This is a genomic window from Massilia sp. 01N410 (genome assembly GCF_056399665.1).
Genome location: NZ_JBFTRV010000003.1, coordinates 329,072 through 344,888, shown reverse-complemented (window position 1 = coordinate 344,888; position 15,817 = coordinate 329,072). Strand labels below are relative to the sequence as shown.

Annotated in this window: 15 protein-coding genes and 3 tRNA genes; 10 read left to right on the top strand and 8 right to left on the bottom strand. The window is 66.8% G+C overall.

What is annotated here, in order from left to right; genetic code table 11:
• Nucleotides 1-43: 43 nt before the first annotated feature.
• The 3 genes from icmH to tssJ are packed head-to-tail and all read right to left on the bottom strand — an operon-like array spanning nucleotide 44 to nucleotide 2,756.
• On the bottom strand, nucleotides 44-814 hold the full coding sequence (gene icmH, locus AC1DOP_RS06550) for a type IVB secretion system protein IcmH/DotU (RefSeq protein ID WP_477250526.1): 771 nt from the start codon (nucleotides 812-814) through the stop codon (nucleotides 44-46).
• Nucleotides 811-2,157 (bottom strand): type VI secretion system baseplate subunit TssK, encoded by a 1,347-nt coding sequence (tssK, locus tag AC1DOP_RS06545; protein ID WP_477250524.1) that lies wholly within the window; start codon nucleotides 2,155-2,157, stop codon nucleotides 811-813. Before tssK ends, icmH begins: the two co-directional genes overlap by 4 nt.
• Nucleotides 2,158-2,213: 56 nt before the next feature.
• Nucleotides 2,214-2,756, bottom strand: coding sequence for a type VI secretion system lipoprotein TssJ (tssJ, locus tag AC1DOP_RS06540; protein WP_477250522.1), 543 nt, complete (start codon nucleotides 2,754-2,756; stop codon nucleotides 2,214-2,216).
• Between the two features lie 226 nt (nucleotides 2,757-2,982).
• On the opposite strand from tssJ, the gene AC1DOP_RS06535 reads away from it, so the two are divergent.
• From AC1DOP_RS06535 to tssA, 7 genes are all read left to right on the top strand, one after another.
• Nucleotides 2,983-3,564 (top strand): tetratricopeptide repeat protein, encoded by a 582-nt coding sequence (locus AC1DOP_RS06535; RefSeq protein WP_477250520.1) that lies wholly within the window; start codon nucleotides 2,983-2,985, stop codon nucleotides 3,562-3,564.
• A 38-nt stretch (nucleotides 3,565-3,602) separates the two neighbouring features.
• Complete coding sequence (tssB, locus tag AC1DOP_RS06530) at nucleotides 3,603-4,106, top strand: type VI secretion system contractile sheath small subunit (protein ID WP_477250518.1); 504 nt, start codon at nucleotides 3,603-3,605, stop codon at nucleotides 4,104-4,106.
• Nucleotides 4,106-5,602: a type VI secretion system contractile sheath large subunit gene (gene tssC, locus AC1DOP_RS06525; RefSeq protein ID WP_477250516.1), complete on the top strand. Its 1,497-nt coding sequence runs from the start codon at nucleotides 4,106-4,108 to the stop codon at nucleotides 5,600-5,602. The genes tssB and tssC overlap by 1 nt, the downstream gene beginning before the upstream one ends.
• Nucleotides 5,603-5,633: 31 nt before the next feature.
• Nucleotides 5,634-6,125: an Hcp family type VI secretion system effector gene (locus tag AC1DOP_RS06520; protein ID WP_477250514.1), complete on the top strand. Its 492-nt coding sequence runs from the start codon at nucleotides 5,634-5,636 to the stop codon at nucleotides 6,123-6,125.
• 75 nt (nucleotides 6,126-6,200) lie between these two features.
• Nucleotides 6,201-6,674 carry a type VI secretion system baseplate subunit TssE gene (gene tssE, locus AC1DOP_RS06515; RefSeq protein ID WP_477250512.1) on the top strand — a complete coding sequence of 158 codons (474 nt, stop codon included), beginning with the start codon at nucleotides 6,201-6,203 and terminating at the stop codon, nucleotides 6,672-6,674.
• On the top strand, nucleotides 6,659-9,316 hold the full coding sequence (gene tssH, locus AC1DOP_RS06510; protein ID WP_477250510.1) for a type VI secretion system ATPase TssH: 2,658 nt from the start codon (nucleotides 6,659-6,661) through the stop codon (nucleotides 9,314-9,316). The genes tssE and tssH overlap by 16 nt, the downstream gene beginning before the upstream one ends.
• Nucleotides 9,317-9,326: 10 nt before the next feature.
• On the top strand, nucleotides 9,327-10,355 hold the full coding sequence (gene tssA, locus AC1DOP_RS06505) for a type VI secretion system protein TssA (RefSeq protein WP_441933859.1): 1,029 nt from the start codon (nucleotides 9,327-9,329) through the stop codon (nucleotides 10,353-10,355).
• Between the two features lie 20 nt (nucleotides 10,356-10,375).
• Here tssA and AC1DOP_RS06500 read toward each other — a convergent pair whose 3' ends face one another.
• Together AC1DOP_RS06500 and AC1DOP_RS06495 are read right to left on the bottom strand one after the other, a co-directional pair.
• The gene (locus AC1DOP_RS06500) at nucleotides 10,376-10,930 is read right to left on the bottom strand and encodes a phasin family protein (protein WP_441933857.1); all 555 of its coding nucleotides are present in this window, start codon (nucleotides 10,928-10,930) and stop codon (nucleotides 10,376-10,378) included.
• 54 nt (nucleotides 10,931-10,984) lie between these two features.
• The gene (locus AC1DOP_RS06495) at nucleotides 10,985-11,188 is read right to left on the bottom strand and encodes a hypothetical protein (RefSeq protein ID WP_441933855.1); all 204 of its coding nucleotides are present in this window, start codon (nucleotides 11,186-11,188) and stop codon (nucleotides 10,985-10,987) included.
• Nucleotides 11,189-11,296: 108 nt separating this feature from the next.
• Between AC1DOP_RS06495 and cueR the strand changes: the two genes are divergently transcribed.
• The gene (gene cueR / locus AC1DOP_RS06490; RefSeq protein ID WP_441933903.1) at nucleotides 11,297-11,686 is read left to right on the top strand and encodes a Cu(I)-responsive transcriptional regulator; all 390 of its coding nucleotides are present in this window, start codon (nucleotides 11,297-11,299) and stop codon (nucleotides 11,684-11,686) included.
• Between the two features lie 152 nt (nucleotides 11,687-11,838).
• Complete coding sequence (locus AC1DOP_RS06485) at nucleotides 11,839-12,414, top strand: alpha/beta hydrolase (protein WP_477250507.1); 576 nt, start codon at nucleotides 11,839-11,841, stop codon at nucleotides 12,412-12,414.
• Between the two features lie 92 nt (nucleotides 12,415-12,506).
• Here AC1DOP_RS06485 and AC1DOP_RS06480 read toward each other — a convergent pair.
• The 3 genes from AC1DOP_RS06480 to AC1DOP_RS06470 form a co-directional block, all read right to left on the bottom strand.
• A tRNA-Leu gene (locus AC1DOP_RS06480) sits at nucleotides 12,507-12,591 on the bottom strand.
• A 47-nt stretch (nucleotides 12,592-12,638) separates the two neighbouring features.
• Nucleotides 12,639-12,723: transfer RNA gene (locus AC1DOP_RS06475), tRNA-Leu, on the bottom strand.
• A 34-nt stretch (nucleotides 12,724-12,757) separates the two neighbouring features.
• Nucleotides 12,758-12,842: transfer RNA gene (locus AC1DOP_RS06470), tRNA-Leu, on the bottom strand.
• A gap of 302 nt (nucleotides 12,843-13,144) precedes the next feature.
• Between AC1DOP_RS06470 and rnr the strand changes: the two genes are divergently transcribed.
• A complete protein-coding gene (gene rnr / locus AC1DOP_RS06465; protein WP_477250505.1) occupies nucleotides 13,145-15,811 on the top strand; it encodes a ribonuclease R in 2,667 nt (888 codons plus the stop codon).
• The last annotated feature ends 6 nt before the right edge of the window (nucleotides 15,812-15,817 follow it).

The following is a 15,817-nucleotide window of genomic DNA, read 5'->3' as shown; positions in this document are numbered from 1 at the left end:
GCTATTGCCAAGAAAAGTGCTCTGACCCCGAATTTTCAGAATTTCAGGGCAGGGTGATCGTCACGTTGGCCGACCTTGGCGGCAGCATCACCAGATCGTTGTAGCTGGCCAGCGCCTGGTCGGTCTCGTGCGCCAGGGCGGCGCGGAAGCCCAGGTAGCCGCCCAGGGTGACCACCGCGAACACCATCGACAGCGCCCACAGCGACAAATCGCTGCCCAGCTTGTGGGAGATCTGGTCTGGGCGCTCGGCGTGCGGGGCGAAGCCGCGGCTTTTTCCGCGCATGCGGGCGATCTCGTCGCCAAGGCGGGCGGTCAGGTAGTTCAGCTTGTCGCGGCCGTCCAGCGCGAAGCGCCCTTCGAAGCCGAGCAGCAGGCAGACGTGGAAGACCTCCAGCGCCTGCAGGTGGACGACGCCCTTGGCGCGCAGGTCCTCGAGGCGCTGGAAGAAGTGTTCGCCGGCGAGCTGGTCGCCGAACAGGCGCAGCTGCAGCGGGCGGGTCTCCCAGGCTTCGCGGATGTCGTAGTCGGAGCGCAGGATGATCTCGTCGACCGCCGCGCAGAAGGCATACTTGGCCGCGGTGACATCGTCGGCCGGCACGCCGAGCGCCTTGGCGTTGCGGTCGATGTCGCCCAGGAAGCGCGTCATGTGCTCGGCGAAGGCGGTCTTGTCCTGCGGGCCGCAGCCGTTCTTCAGCAGGAACAGGGCGTAAAAGCCCTCGTACATGATGTCGACCAGGGAGGCCGGGGTGCTGCCGGCGGCATTGCGGCCGCCGGCCTGGGATGGCGCGGCGCGCCGTTCGACGTGTTGGCTCATGCTGCGATTCCGATGAGTTCGAGTTTGAGGTCGCGGATCCCGTTCGGCACATAGATCGAGATCGCCTGGGCCTTGAGCATGCTCCCGTACAGCACGCCGCGGTTTTCCAGCACGAAGTAACAGGTGTCGGGACGCACCGGCAGCGCGCTCGGCACCTGCGGCGCGTGCACCAGGCGCACGCCGGGCATGGCCGACAGCACCAGCTTGTCGACGTCTTCCGGCGCTCCGATCTTGAAGCGCAGCGGCACGATCTCGACCAGCTGCAGGGCCGGCATGTCGGCCGCCACGCCCAGGAACAAGGTGGTCTGGGCGTTGATCTTGCCGGAGTCGAGGGCGCCCAGGTGGTAGGACGGACGCTCATTGCTCAGCGCGATCGAGAAGTACTTCGACGAGATCACTGTGTCCAGCAGCTCGCGCAGGATGGCGTCCAGGCGCGCGAAGGCCGGTCCCGGATCCTGGTGCACATAGGCCGGCAGGTCTTCCAGCTTGCTGCTGCGCGAGAAGGTCATCAGGCCGCCGGCCAGGGTCAGCAGCTCCTGGAACAGGCGCTCGGGATGCAGGTCGCGGTGCGCCAGGAAGTGGGTCAGCGAGGCATAGCCGCTGCTCACCGTGTGCAGCAGCCAGAACGAGGCGACGTCGCCGCCGCGCAGCTCGACCACGTTCTTGCCCGGCTCGCGGTAGTGGCCGTACAGCGCATTCACCTTGGCCAGCAGCTTTTCCATCAGGCGCGTCAGCATGCCGTGCAGGCCGGGTGCGCCGTCGATCGACAGGCTGGGCGGCACGAAGACGTGGTCGATCTCGAAGCCGCCGGTGGCGAGGCGGCGCAGGCGGACCAGCGGGACGGTCTCGTAGGCTTCGAGCGGCTCGAGTTCCGACACCAGGCGCAGGCTCCGGCTCAGGTAGGCGACCGGCGCGCTGGCGGCGTCGGTGAACAGGTCGAAGGTGTCGTGTTCGATCTGGCCGAAGCGGGTGTCGGCGCGCGATTCGCCGCGCGCCGCGCAGTTTTCGCCGTGGTCCTTCAGGGCCGGCAGGGCGGCGTGGAAACTGAGGGTCTGGTTCGACCCCGCCAGCTCGACGAGGCGCACCTGGGGCGGCAGGGCGTCGCGGTCGGGCGCGTGCAGGATCTCGCCGTCGGGGAAGATCAGCGACAGCTCGGTGATGCGCAGGGTATCCGCCTTGAGCGCATCGAGGTCGATCACCAGCTTGCGCACGCCCCAGCAGTAGGGATGCAGGGCGTTGGCGGTGTCGTTCAGGCGCGCCTCGTGGTAGCGGTCCTGCTGCTGGAAATGCTGGGGGCGCAGGAACAGCCCCTCGCCCCACAAGACCTTCGACGGTGGTTTCACGGATGCCTCCTGTGGGAGTGTCACAAATCTCTAGCTTGGGGGAAATCACACAGACTTCATTGACACCGGACAAGCTGCAAGGGCTTGGCCGCGGCGGCAGTGCTCGCGCTCATCGCGCAAGCATGCAGGCCGATCGTCACGCCGCCCTGTTCGGCGTCGGGCGCGGCGAAGGCCAGGCGCCAGCCCTGCGGCAGCGGCGAATGGAAGAGCGCGACCACCCCGAGCCAGCCGGCCTCGCGCGCCAGCTTTTCGTCGAGCTCGAGCTGCTGGCCCGGTACCAGGGTCAGTTCGCGCACGTCGAGCAAGTCGGCGCCCAGGGCCTCGCGCTCGGCCTGCGGCGACAAAAATGCAGCATAGGGCGCCTGATCGAAGGTGGTGCGCTGGCGCAGCTTGTAGACCCGCACCAGCAGGGCCAGCGGCTGGCCGCGCGCGTCCAGGTTCAGGCGTTTGGCGGCATGCAGCCGGATTGCCACCTTGCGCGGCGGGAGCTGCGCCTCGGGCAGGGGCGGTGGCTTGCGGATGCCGGCCGTTTCGAGAAGGCCGGCAGGCAGCGGTCCGGCGCCACCGGCACAGCCTGCCAGCAGGAAACAAGCGAACATAGAGAGCGAGAAAGAAAAGGAGCGAACAGGAGCCATGGCGTGAGCTTGCCTTTGGTAAATGGACCGACAGCGACATTTAACGGGAACGCCATCCGCATGCGCTGAGCGGGCGCAAGCGTGGCTTCGACCGGGCGCAAGGGCCGGGAAAGCTGGAGTTGACGTCACGCAATTCTTTGACGAAACCTCGCGCCAATAATGGCGCTTGATTTCACCTAGGGAGAGCCAGATGAAGTTCCAACGCTTGATGCCGAGTCTAGTCTGTGTTGCGATCCTGTCCGCTTGCGCCGGCACCGGCCAGGTGGCCAGCACCCCGAAGGCGGCGCCGACCATGGCGGCCGCGATGGCCAACGTCGACGCCGCCGTGATGGCCGGCCAGAACGACAAGGCCTATGCCCTGCTGAAGAGCGCCGGCAGCACCTTCCCGACGGACAAGACGCCGTGGGTAAGGATGGCCCAGATGCGCTTCGACAGCACCGATTACGGCGAGGCCATCGTCAACGCCCTGGAAGCGCTGGAACGCGATCCGGACGACACCCTGGCCAACAGCATCGTCGCCGTCAGCGGCCTGCGCGTGACCAGCAAGGCGCTGGCCGACCTGAGCCAGAAGAACAACCTGAGCGGCAACGTGCGCACCGAGGCGCAGGAGCTGGCCAAGCTGCTGCGCACCAGCCTGGGCGAGGAAGTGCTGGTGGCGAACGGCGGCCGTCCCGCCGCGGCCCGGCCCAAGGACGCGCCGGGCAAGAAGGTGATCGCGACCCCATCCTCGCCGCGTCCCGCCGGCAACGACCCGTTCGGCGCGCTCAAGTAGCCGTCCGCCCGCACATCCTTCACCTGCCTGGAGCCGACATGCCCAAGAACGAAAGCGTGCAGAAACGCCTGCAGAAAGTGCGCGCGCCGCGCGTGCAGATGACCTACGACGTCGAGATCGGCGACGCCATCGAGAACAAGGAGCTGCCCTTCGTGGTCGGCGTGCTGGGCGACTTCGGCAGCGACCCGGACGCCGCCAGGAAGCGCCTGAAGGACCGCAACTTCGTCAACCTCGACGCCGACAACTTCGATGAAGTGCTGAACGCGGTCGCCCCGGTCGCCAACTTCCGCGTCGAGAACCACCTGTCGCCGGAAGGTGGCGAGTTCGCGGTCAGCCTGCAGTTCCGCGAGATGGCCGATTTCCGGCCGGAGTCGGTGGTGCAGCAGGTAGCGCCGCTCAAGGGCCTGCTGGATGCGCGCAGCAAGCTGGCCGACCTGCGCAACAAGCTGGCCGGGAACGACAAGCTGGAAGACATCCTGAACGACGTGCTGACCAACACCGAAAAGCTGGACAGCCTGCGCAAGACAAGGGAGGAGAAATAATGGCGGCGATCCTGGAAACGGCAGCCGGCGCCGAGGCAAGCGGCGCACTCGAACTGGACACCGGCCTGCTCGACCAGATCGTCGAGCAGAGCCGGGTGGCGAAGTCCAGCAGCGAGCACGAACGCGCGCGCGACATCATCTCCGAGCTGGTGACCCAGGTGATGGAGGGCACCATGGTCATCTCCAGCAACCTGTCGGCGACCATCGACGCCCGCCTGGCGGAGCTGGACCGGATGATCTCGAGCCAGCTGTCCGCCATCATGCACGCGCCCGAGTTCCAGAAGCTCGAGCGCAGCTGGACCGGCCTGAATTACCTGGTCCGGAATACCTCGACCAGTACCAATCTGCAGATCCGCATGCTGAACGCCACCAAGCGCGAGCTGGTGAAGGACTTCCAGTCGGCCCTGGAGTTCGACCAGAGCAGCCTGTTCAAGAAGATCTACGAAGAGGAATTCGGCACCTTTGGCGGCGCGCCCTACGGCGCCCTGATCGGCGATTTCGAGATCAGCCGCCAGCCCGAGGACATCTACTTCCTGGAGCAGATGTCGCACGTGGCCGCGGCCAGCCATGCGCCCTTCATCACTTCGAGCGCGCCGGAGCTGTTCGGCATCGAGAGCTTCGGCGACCTCGGCAAGCCGCGCGACCTGGCCAAGATCTTCGATACCGTCGAATACGCGAAGTGGAAGGCCTTCCGCGAGTCCGAGGATTCGCGCTACGTCGGCCTGACCCTGCCGCGCTTCCTCGGCCGCCTGCCGTACAACCCGATGGACGGCATGGCCACCGAAGGCTTCAACTTCGTCGAGGACGTCGACGGCAGCGACCACCAAAAGTACCTGTGGTGTAACGCCGCCTACGCCTTCGCCACCAAGCTGACCAAGGCCTTCGAGGACTTCGGCTGGTGCGCGGCGATCCGCGGCGTCGAGGGCGGCGGCCTGGTCGAGAACCTGCCGACCCATACCTTCAAGACCGACGAGGGCGAAGTCGCGCTGAAGTGCCCGACCGAGCTGGCGATCACCGACCGCCGCGAGAAGGAGCTGTCGGATCTCGGCTTCATCTCGCTGGTGCACTGCAAGAACACTTCCTACGCCGCCTTCTTCGGCGCCCAGTCGGCCCAGAAGCCGCGCAAGTACGCCAACGACGCCGCCAACGCCAATGCACTACTGTCGTCCCAGCTGCAGTACATCTTCGCGGTCTCGCGCATCGCCCACTACATGAAGGCCATGATGCGGGACAAGATCGGCAGCTTCGCGGCCGCCTCCAACGTCGAGGATTACCTGAACCGCTGGCTGACCCAGTACGTGCTGCTGGACGATAACGCCAGCCAGGAGCAGAAGGCCCAGTTCCCGCTGCGCGAAGCCAGCGTGCAGGTGGCGGAAGTGCCGGGCCGGCCGGGCGTCTACCGCGCGGTGTCCTTCCTGCGTCCCCATTTCCAGCTCGACGAGCTGTCGGTTTCGCTCCGACTGGTCGCGGAGTTGCCGCAATCGACCAAATCCTGATTCATCCACCAACCAGAAAATGGAGTAAAAGATGGCAATTGACGTGTACCTGCAAATCGACGGTATCAAGGGCGAATCGGCGGACGACAAGCACAAGGACTGGATCGAGTGCAAATCGGTGAACTGGGGCGTGATCCAGCCGAAATCGGCAACGTCGTCGACCGGCGGCGGCCACACCGCCGAGCGCTGCGAACATTCCGAGATCGCGATCAGCAAGCTTGCCGACCTGTCCTCGCCGGTGCTGCTGCAGACCTGCTCGTCCGGCAAGACCATCCCCAAGGCGAAGATCGAGTTCATGCGCGCCGACGGCCAGGGCGAACGGGTCAAGTACTTCGAGATCGAACTCGAGAACGTGCTGATCGGCTCGATCCAGCCGGGCGTGTCGGAAGGCGACTTCATGCACGAGAACGTCGGCCTGAAGTTCTCGAAGGTGAAGTGGAAGTACACCCAGCAGAAGATCGGCGGCGGCGCCGGCGGCAATACCTCCGGCGGCTGGGACCTGTCCTCGAACAAGGTGGCCTGACACCCGCGTGATTGCCGCGCTCCGTTGCCAGCGCGCTTGCCGCGGCCTCGTGCCGCGGTCTTTTTTGGAGGAGTCATGACCGCCTTCGTCCCCGGCCTGCTGGACCGCCTGATGCCCGATGCCGGCGGCGCGTCCCGTCTCGGCATCGAACAGCTCAAGGACAGCCTGGCGCGCGACATCGAAGCCCTGCTCAACACCCGCCTCGGCTTCCCGCCGCGGCGTTTCGATGCCTTCCCCGAGACGCGTGCCTCGATCCTGAATTACGGCCTGGTCGACTTCGCCGGCTTCTGCCTGTCCAGCAGCGAGGACCGCGCCGCCATCTGCGCCAGCCTGAAGGATGCGATCGAACGCCACGAGCCGCGCCTGAAGAACGTCAGCGCGACGTTCGAGCGCGACGCCGGCGGCGTGAACCGCCTCAACTTCGTCATCCACGCCACGCTGCAGGTGGCGGACGGTATCGAGCCCGTCAACTTCAACGCCGTACTCCAGCCTTCGAGCCTGCATTACGAGATCGCGAACGAAAGGAAAAGACGATGGACATCAATCTGAAGACCCTGATCGGCAAGCTGAACGACACCACCCGGGCGGCGGCGACGCGCGCGGCCGGCATCTGCGTCGGCTTCGGCCAGTACGAGGTCGACATCGAGCACCTGTTCCTGGCCCTGCTGGAGCAGCCGGCCAGCGACTTCGTGGTGGCCGCGCGCGCCGCCGGCATCAGCCTGACGTCCCTGGAAACCGACCTGCGCAAGGAAGTCGAGCGCCTGCCCGGCGGCAGCGGCCGCACGCCGGTGTTCTCGCGCCATCTGCCGGTCCTGTTCGAACACGCCTGGCTGATCGCCTCGCTGGGCCAGCCGGCGCCGGGCCAGGAGCAGCGCATCCGCAGCGGTCACCTGCTGCTGGCGCTGCTGGCCGAACCGGGCCTGGCCCAGCTCGCGCAGCGCGCCTCCGGCTGCTTCATGGCGTTTCCGCTGGACCGCCTGAAGCACGACTTCGACAAGCTCACGCGCGGCTCCTGCGAGGCGCCGGCGCTGGCGCGGGAGACAAGCCCGCAGGCCGTGGGCAACGGCGATCCGGTCGGCGAGTTGCACTCGAGCGCGCCGGGCCGCACGCCGGCGCTCGACCAGTACACGACCTGCCTGACGGCGCGTGCGCGCGAGGGCAAGGTCGATCCGGTGATCGGACGCGACGCCGAGATCCGGCAGGTGATCGACATCCTGATGCGGCGGCGCCAGAACAACCCGATCCTGACCGGCGAGGCCGGCGTCGGCAAGACCGCCGTGGTCGAAGGCCTGGCCCTGCGCATCGCCGAAGGCGAGGTGCCAGACGTGTTGCGCGGTGTGGAGATCCACACCCTCGACATGGGCCTGCTGCAGGCCGGCGCGAGCGTCAAGGGCGAATTCGAGAACCGCCTGAAGAACGTGATCGAGGAGGTGGGCAAGAGCCTGCACCCGGTCATCCTGTTCATCGACGAGGCCCACACCATGATCGGGGCCGGCGGCGCGGCCGGCCAGAACGACGCGGCCAACCTGCTGAAACCTGCGCTGGCGCGCGGCGAACTGCGCACCATCGCCGCCACCACCTGGGGCGAGTACAAGAAGTATTTCGAGAAGGACGCCGCGCTGGCACGCCGCTTCCAGGTGGTGAAGGTCGAGGAGCCGGACGAAGACACCGCCTGCGCCATGCTGCGCGCGATGGCGCCGCTGATGGAGCGCCACTTCGGCGTGCGCATCTTCGACGAAGCGATCCGCGAGGCGGTGCGGCTGTCGCACCGCTACATCAGCAGCCGCCAGCTGCCGGACAAGGCGATCAGCGTGCTCGATACCGCCTGCGCCAAGGTGGCGCTCGGCCAGAAGGCGACCCCGGCGGCGCTGGAGGAAGCGATCCGCGGCCTCGAGCGCCTGGATGCCCGCATTGGCGCGCTGGTGCGCGAGGAAAGCGGCGGCGCCGACCACGCGGTCCTGCTGAAGGAGCTGCGCGCCGAACGCGAGGCCGGGCTGAAGGCGCAGGAGCGCCTGCGCAGCCAGTGGGAGCGCGAGCAGGCGCTGTCGACCGACATCCACGCCATGCGCACCCGCTTGGAAGCCGGACAGTCCACCGACAGCCCGGCGCTGCAGGCGCTGGTCAAGCAGCTGCGCACCCTGCAGGGCGAAACGCCGCTGGTGCCGCTGCAGGTGGATGGCCACACGGTGGCCGGCATCGTCGCCGGCTGGACCGGCATCCCGCTGGGCCGCATGGTGAAGGACGAGATCCGCACCGTGATGAATCTGCAGGGCATGCTGGACGAACGCATCCTCGGCCAGGGGCACGCCAGCGGAATCGTCGCCCAGCGCGTGCGCACCGCGCGCGCCAACCTCGAAGACCCGAACAAGCCGAAGGGGGTGTTCCTGTTCGTCGGCACCTCGGGCGTCGGCAAGACAGAGACCGCGCTGGCCCTGGCCGACCTGCTGTACGGCGGCGAGCGCAAGCTGGTCACCATCAATATGAGCGAATACCAGGAAGCGCACAGCGTGTCCGGGCTGAAGGGCTCGCCGCCCGGCTATGTCGGCTACGGCGACGGCGGGGTGCTGACCGAGGCGGTGCGCCGCAATCCCTACAGCGTGGTGCTGCTCGACGAAGTGGAGAAGGCCCACGGCGACGTGCTCGAGCTGTTCTTCCAGGTCTTCGACAAGGGCGTGCTGGACGATGCCGAAGGCCGCCAGATCGACTTCCGCAACACCATCATCATCCTGACCTCGAACGCGGCCTCCCCGCAGATCATGCAGGCCTGCCTGAACAAGCCGGCGGCCGAGCGCCCGACGCCGGAGCAGTTGTCGGAACTGATCCGGCCCGGCCTGATGAAGCACTTCAAGCCGGCCTTCCTCGGGCGCCTGACGGTGGTGCCGTTCTATCCGATCGACGACGAGGTCCTGGCCAACATCATCCGCCTCAAGCTGGAGCGCATCAAGGCGCGGGTGGCCGCCAACCACAACGCCAGCTTCCAGTACGACGAGGCGCTGGTGGCCGCCGTGCTGGCGCGCTGCACCGAGGTCGACTCCGGTGCGCGCAACGTCGACACCATCCTGAACGGCACGCTGCTGCCGGAGATCGCCGACAACGTGCTGGCGGCGATGGCGGCCGGCGGCGGTGTCAGGGCGATCAAGGTCGGCGCCACCAGGGGCGGCAAGATCAAGTACGCCGTCGAACCGGCTTGAGGAGGATGGCATGCTGAACATGGAAATGCTGCTGGCGCCGGTGAGCGAGGGCCGGCCCTGCGGCGAGGACCTGGCCTTTTCGCGCGAGATCGACGACATCGTGCGCGCGCGCCAGGCCGACGACCCGTCGATCGAGCAGGGCGCCTGGGTCACCGAGCTGAAGGAGGCCGACTGGAAGTTCGTTGCCAAGCAGTGCGCCCAGCTGATCGAAAAGCGCAGCAAGGACTTGCAGTTGGCGGTCTGGCTGGCCGAGGCCGAGGCCCGCACCAGCGGCCTGGGCGGCCTGGCCGACAGCCTGGTCCTGATCGCGGCCCTGTGCGACCGCTACTGGGACGGCTTGTATCCGCTGCCCGACGAGGACGGCCACGAGCGGCGCATCGGCAACCTGTCCTGGATGGCAGCGCGCATCGCGCCGCTGCTGCGCGAGATCCCGCTGACGGAGGGCCAGGGCGGCCAGCCCGGCCATGCGCTGCGCGATTTCGACGTCGCCCGCATGCACGGCGGCGACGAGCTGGCCAGGCTGGAGACGGCCAGGGCGCGCACCAGTCCCGCCTTCCACGAGACCCTGCTGCGCGACTGCGAGCACTGCGCCGGGGCGCTCGAGCGGATCGAGCATAGCGTCGACGCGCGCCTGGGCGTGGACGGACCGAGCTTCAGCGCCGCCAAGTCCGGCCTGCAGAGCGTGATGCTGTTCGTGAAGCCGATGGCGAAGGAGGGCGGGGCTGCGCCGTCGGCCGCAAAACCGGCGGCGTCCGTTGCGCCGGCCCCGGGCTCAGCCTTGATACCGGCACCGGCGCCGGCGGAGCAAGCACTGGGCGGGCCGCTGCAATCGCGCGCCCAGGCCCTGGCCCAGCTGCGCGAGGTTGCCGAGTTCTTCCGCCGCACCGAGCCGCACAGCCCGGTCGCCTACCTGGCGGACAAGGCCGCGCACTGGGGCGAACAGCCCCTGCACGTGTGGCTGCGGTCGGTGGTGAAGGACGATGCCTCCTTCGCCCACATCGAGGAGATGCTGGGCGTCGCGCCGCAGCCGAAGGGCTGACGGCGCGAAAGGAGCGGGACTCAGGTCTTCGGGGCCTGGCCGGAAGCGGCGGCCAGTTGCGCGGTGGCGCGTGAAACCTGCTCCTCGACGCGGCGCATGGCCTCGCGGGTCGACATGGTCACCTGTTCATAGCCCTTGAAGGCGTTGTCGATCGCGGCCTTGATGATCTCGACCGCGTTTTCCTGGCCCGGCTTGACGTTCTGGGTGACGTCGTAGATCAGCGCCGACAGGGTATTCTTCGCTTCGACCAGGTGGGTGTCGGCGGCCTGCTGGAAGTCGTTCTGGATGTCGGCGACGATCTGGCGCAGCTGTTCGCCATAGGCCTGGGCGTTCTGCACGCCCGGCTGCAGGCGCGCCTGCAGGTTGTCGACGGCCGTCTTCGGATCGCTGGCCTGGCTCATCTGGCGGCCGGCGGCCAGCGCGTTGTCCATCGAATTCTTGGCGGTGGCCATGTTCAGCGCCACCACCTGTTCGACGCCCTGCACGGCCTTGCTGGCCAGGGCATTGAAGGTCTCTACCTGCAGATCGAACAGGGTCTTGGTGGCGTTGGCGAATTGTTCGGGGTTCGTGAACATCGGTATCTCCTCGGTTGGTTTTCCTGCGGCGTACTCAATGTTTTGCTTTTTACATTATTTCTCGGTCTTGCGTATTTCGCAACGTGCGTCGCGGTAGGGCCCGGCGAACTTCTCCCAGCCCGGGCCGAGCGGCGTCTGCGAGCAGGCCAGGGCGCCGGTGCTCTTGCTGCGCCACTGGTACCAGGGCGCAGGGGCGGCGTTCAGGACGGCGGGGCTGGCCAGGGCCAGGCCAAGCAGGATAATGAGCGTCTTCGACATATGCCGAGCTTGACCTGCCCGGCGCCTCAAGTCAAGCATGGAAGCGGCGCTTGACCTTCCCACGATGGGAAGGTGTATTCTGTGGCAAACATGGGAGGAGGCGAGATGTTGAATATCGGCGAAGCGGCGCAGGCATCGGGCGTATCGGCCAAGATGATCCGCCATTATGAATCGATCGGCCTGCTGCCGGCGGCAAAGCGCACGGCCTCCGGCTACCGCGTCTACGGCGAGCAGGAAGTCCGCATGCTGCAGTTCATCCACCGCGGACGCGAACTCGGCTTCCCGCTGGAGAAGATCGCCGAGCTGCTGGCCCTGTGGCGCGACCAGGGCCGCGCGAGCGCCGACGTGCGCGTCCTGGCCCGGCAGCACATCGCCGAACTGAATCGCAAGATCGAGGAACTGCAGGCGATGAAACGCACCCTCGAGACGCTGGCCCACTCCTGCCACGGCGACCAGCGCTCGGACTGCCCGATCCTGGACGACCTGGCGACCCACTGAGCAGCTACTGCGGGGCGGCCGATGTGCATCCAGACCCTGCTGCTGGCGCTGTTCGTCCCGCTGTTGGCCCTGATCCTGCTCGGTGCCGCCGCGAGCTGGCTGGCCGGGTCCTCGCTGATCGCGGTGCGGCGCCAGCAGGTCGGTCCGGCGCCATGGCCGCAGGCGCAGCCGGCCGCGCCGCGGTCCTGCTGCTGCACGGGATCGGGAGCGACCGCCGTTCGATGCTCGCGCGGGCGCGCTTCCTGCACGCGCAGGGTTATGCGGTGCTGCTTGTCGACCTGCCCGGCCAGGGCGCGGCCTCGCTGGTCCTGTGCCGCGATTGCCCGCCGGTCGATGCGGTGGTGCGCGAATCGATGTATCCGACCATCGAGGAAGCGATCGAGGACAGGCTGCGCATGCGCCTCGGCCCGTTCGGCAGGCCGCTCGCGAACCTCCTGCTGTGGCAACTGCCGCTGCGGCTGGACATCGCTCCGGCCCAGCTGCATCCGATCGCGCGCTTGCCCGGGCTGAAGGCGCCGGTGCTGATCGCCGCCGGCAGCGCCGACCGCCATACGACCCTGCCCGAAACCATGCGCCTGTTCGCCGCCGCGCGCGAGCCGAAATCGCTGTGGGTGGTGGAGGGTGCGGAACACGTCGACCTGCATGAATACGCGCCGGCCGAGTACGAGCGACGCATCGATGGCTTCCTTGCCCACCATCTGGCGGGGCAGGCGCTGGCCAGTCCCTGAACGCCACAACGCAAAACGCCGCAATCCTTTTGCAAAGATTGCGGCGTTTTGCGCCGGTATTCCGGGAGCCTTCTTGAAGGCCGGGTAGCATTTGGTGCCCACGGAGGGACTCGAACCCCCACACCTCGCGGCACATGGACCTGAACCATGCGCGTCTACCAATTCCGCCACGTGGGCATRTCAAACAACMGGTACAACAGTACAGCCAACAACAAGGTAGCTTTTGGTGCCCACGGAGGGACTCGAACCCCCACACCTCGCGGCACATGGACCTGAACCATGCGCGTCTACCAATTCCGCCACGTGGGCATAACAACCACCATGAATCCTGCAAGACCGGCTTTGGTGCCCACGGAGGGACTCGAACCCCCACACCTCGCGGCACATGGACCTGAACCATGCGCGTCTACCAATTCCGCCACGTGGGCCGGGTCTTGCAATCATCGCTCGACGTTGCCGTCGAATTCCGCTACGATATCAGGCTTTGCCGATTTGCGCTAGACCAACTTTCGTTTGGCTTTCGCGCCGACCGCATCCTTCGCAGCAGCTTCGCTTTCGGCTGTGCCGTTTGCGAAGAGAGCGAAAGTATAGCGGATGAATGGCAAAAGTCAAAGTCCCCTCGGCAGGATTCCGCAGCACGCTTGGAAGGGCGGCGTTAGGCGAATCCCCCGGTCCTCCGTTACACTACGCCTGTCAAGGTGTCAATCCAACCAATATTGCGCCGCTTGCAATGCAAGCGGCGCGTTACACAGGCTCAACAAGAATAGAAGACGATTTGAAGCACCCAACCTATACCATTCCAAGCCGCGAGGAGATTCTCGGCGTTTTCCGCGATGCCAAGGGGCCGCTCGACAGCGGCGCACTGGCACGTGCCCTGCAAGTCGATCCCGAAGCGGAAGGCGTGCTCACGCGCCGCTTGAATGCGATGGAGCGTGACGGCCAGATCCGCGCCAATCCCGCCGGCCAGTACGCACTGACGGACCATTCGAGCTTCATCTCCGGCCGCATCAGCGCCCACCGCGATGGCTTCGGCTTCGTGATCCCCGATGAACCCGGCGACGACCTCTTCCTGCCCGATAAGGAAATGCAGAAGGTCCTGCACGGCGACAAGGTGCTGGCGCGCGTGGTCGGCACCGACCGCCGCGGCCGCCCCGAAGGCACGATCGTCGAAGTCACCGAGCGCGCGAATACCCACATCATCGGCCGCCTGCTGCAGGAAAACGGTGTGTGGATCGTCGCCCCCGAAGACAAGCGCATCTCCCAGGATATCCTGGTGGACGGCTCGCCGGGCAAGGCGAAATCGGGACAGGTGGTCAGCGTCGAACTGGTCGAGCAGCCTTCGCGCTTCCGCCAGCCGATCGGCCGCGTGGTCGAGGTGCTGGGCGAGCTCGACGACCCCGGCATGGAGATCGAGATCGCGGTCCGCAAGTTCGGCGTGCCGCACGTGTTTTCGCCGGCCGCGCTGAAGCAGGCCAACAAGCTGCCGAACGAAGTGCGCGACAGCGACCTTCTAGAGCGGGTCGACCTGCGCGACGTGCCGCTGGTGACCATCGACGGCGAAGACGCGCGCGACTTCGACGACGCCGTCTACTGCGAACCGGTCAAGATCGGCGCTATCCGCGGCTACCGCCTGCTGGTGGCGATCGCCGACGTCAGCCACTACGTGCGGCCGGGCGACGGCCTCGACGGCGATGCGATCGAGCGCTCGACCTCGGTCTACTTCCCGCGCCGCGTGATCCCGATGCTCCCGGAGAAGCTGTCGAACGGCCTGTGCTCGCTGAATCCGGCCGTCGACCGCCTCTGCCTGGTGTGCGACATGGTCGTGACAAGCCAAGGCGAAGTCACGGCCTACCAGTTCTACCCGGCCGTGATGCACTCGGCGGCGCGCCTGACCTATAACGAGGTCGCCGCCATCCTCGGCAACACGAAAGGGCCGGAAGCCGGCCGCCGTCCCGGCATCGTGCCGCACCTGTTGAATTTGAACGAGGTGTTCCGCGCGCTGCTGCAGCAACGCCAGGCGCGCGGCGCGATCGACTTCGAGACCACCGAGACCTATATCGTCTGCAATGCGATGGGCAAGATCGAAAAGATCATCCCGCGCACCCGCAACGACGCGCACCGCCTCATCGAAGAGTGCATGCTGGCGGCAAACGTCTGCGCGGCCGACTTCCTGATCCGCCACGACCAGCCGAGCACCTTCCGCATCCACGCGGTGCCGACCGAGGAAAAGCTGAACCAGCTGCGCACCTTCCTGAAGCAGGTCGGCCTGAACCTGGGTGGCGGCAACAAGCCGGAAGCCCGCGACTACGCCGAGCTGATGCAGAAGATCAAGGAGCGTCCGGACGCGACCCTGCTGCAGACCATGCTGCTGCGCTCGATGCAGCAGGCGGTCTACAGCCCGGACAACGTCGGCCACTTCGGCCTGGCGTATGAGCACTATGCCCACTTTACCAGCCCGATCCGCCGCTATCCCGACCTGTTGACCCACCGCGCGATCAAGGCTGTCCTGCAGGGCAAGAGGTACGAGCCGACCGGCATCGACCTGTCCAAGCTGAACACCACGGTGTCGAACGCGACCCGCAAGCAGCAGGCCAAGGACAAGGCCGCCGGCACGCAGAAGGATCCGAAGGACCTGACGGTCTGGGACGCGCTGGGCGTGCACTGCTCGGCCAACGAGCGCCGTGCCGACGAAGCTTCGCGCGACGTCGAAAACTGGCTCAAGTGCTACTACATGAAGGACCGCCTGGGCGAGGAATTCACCGGTGTGATCTCGGGCGTGACCCCGTTCGGCATCTTCGTGCAGCTCGACGAGCTGTTCGTCGAGGGCTTGGTGCACGTGAGCGGCCTGGGCCAGGATTATTTCGAGTACGACGAAGCCCGCCACGAGCTGCGCGGCAAGAACAGCGGCCAGGTGTTCGCGCTGACCGGCCAGGTGACCGTGCAGGTGGCGCGCGTCGACCTCGAGGCGCGCAAGATCGACCTGGTGCTGGCCGAGACCAAGGCCGGAAAAGAGGTGCCGGCGCCGCTGGAGCGGGCCCGCAGCGCCGCGCTGGAAGCCCTGGAGCCGAAGCCGCCGCGCCGCAGGAAGGCAAAGCAAGCCGCGACCTCGGCAAGCGCAGGCGCGGTGCCGGCGTCACCGCAGCAGGTGCACGGCATGAAGGGCGATCCGCCGGTGCCGCCGGATTTCAGCGCCAGCGACGAGAGTGAGGACGACATCGTCTTCGTGCCGCCGACGCGCCGGAACGCCAGCCGCGCGCCGAAGAAAGCGGCTGACAAGCCGGTTGCGAAGCCGACTGCAAAGCCGGCCCCAAAGAAGGCCGCAGCAAAACAGAGCGCTCCCCGCAAGAGCGCCGCCAAGGCCCCCAAGGCCACGTCCAAAACCAGTAAAAAGAAGTAAGCATCA

What these genes read in the sequence shown, in the direction of transcription:
- icmH (WP_477250526.1), bottom strand. Translation starts at nt 814, where the DNA reads ATGAGCCAACACGTCGAACGGCGCGCCGCGCCATCCCAGGCCGGCGGC.
- tssJ (WP_477250522.1), bottom strand. Translation starts at nt 2,756, where the DNA reads ATGTTCGCTTGTTTCCTGCTGGCAGGCTGTGCCGGTGGCGCCGGACCG.
- AC1DOP_RS06535 (WP_477250520.1), top strand. Translation starts at nt 2,983, where the DNA reads ATGAAGTTCCAACGCTTGATGCCGAGTCTAGTCTGTGTTGCGATCCTG.
- tssB (WP_477250518.1), top strand. Translation starts at nt 3,603, where the DNA reads ATGCCCAAGAACGAAAGCGTGCAGAAACGCCTGCAGAAAGTGCGCGCG.
- tssC (WP_477250516.1), top strand. Translation starts at nt 4,106, where the DNA reads ATGGCGGCGATCCTGGAAACGGCAGCCGGCGCCGAGGCAAGCGGCGCA.
- AC1DOP_RS06520 (WP_477250514.1), top strand. Translation starts at nt 5,634, where the DNA reads ATGGCAATTGACGTGTACCTGCAAATCGACGGTATCAAGGGCGAATCG.
- tssE (WP_477250512.1), top strand. Translation starts at nt 6,201, where the DNA reads ATGACCGCCTTCGTCCCCGGCCTGCTGGACCGCCTGATGCCCGATGCC.
- tssH (WP_477250510.1), top strand. Translation starts at nt 6,659, where the DNA reads ATGGACATCAATCTGAAGACCCTGATCGGCAAGCTGAACGACACCACC.
- tssA (WP_441933859.1), top strand. Translation starts at nt 9,327, where the DNA reads ATGCTGAACATGGAAATGCTGCTGGCGCCGGTGAGCGAGGGCCGGCCC.
- AC1DOP_RS06500 (WP_441933857.1), bottom strand. Translation starts at nt 10,930, where the DNA reads ATGTTCACGAACCCCGAACAATTCGCCAACGCCACCAAGACCCTGTTC.
- AC1DOP_RS06495 (WP_441933855.1), bottom strand. Translation starts at nt 11,188, where the DNA reads ATGTCGAAGACGCTCATTATCCTGCTTGGCCTGGCCCTGGCCAGCCCC.
- AC1DOP_RS06485 (WP_477250507.1), top strand. Translation starts at nt 11,839, where the DNA reads ATGGCCGCAGGCGCAGCCGGCCGCGCCGCGGTCCTGCTGCTGCACGGG.
- rnr (WP_477250505.1), top strand. Translation starts at nt 13,145, where the DNA reads ATGCAAGCGGCGCGTTACACAGGCTCAACAAGAATAGAAGACGATTTG.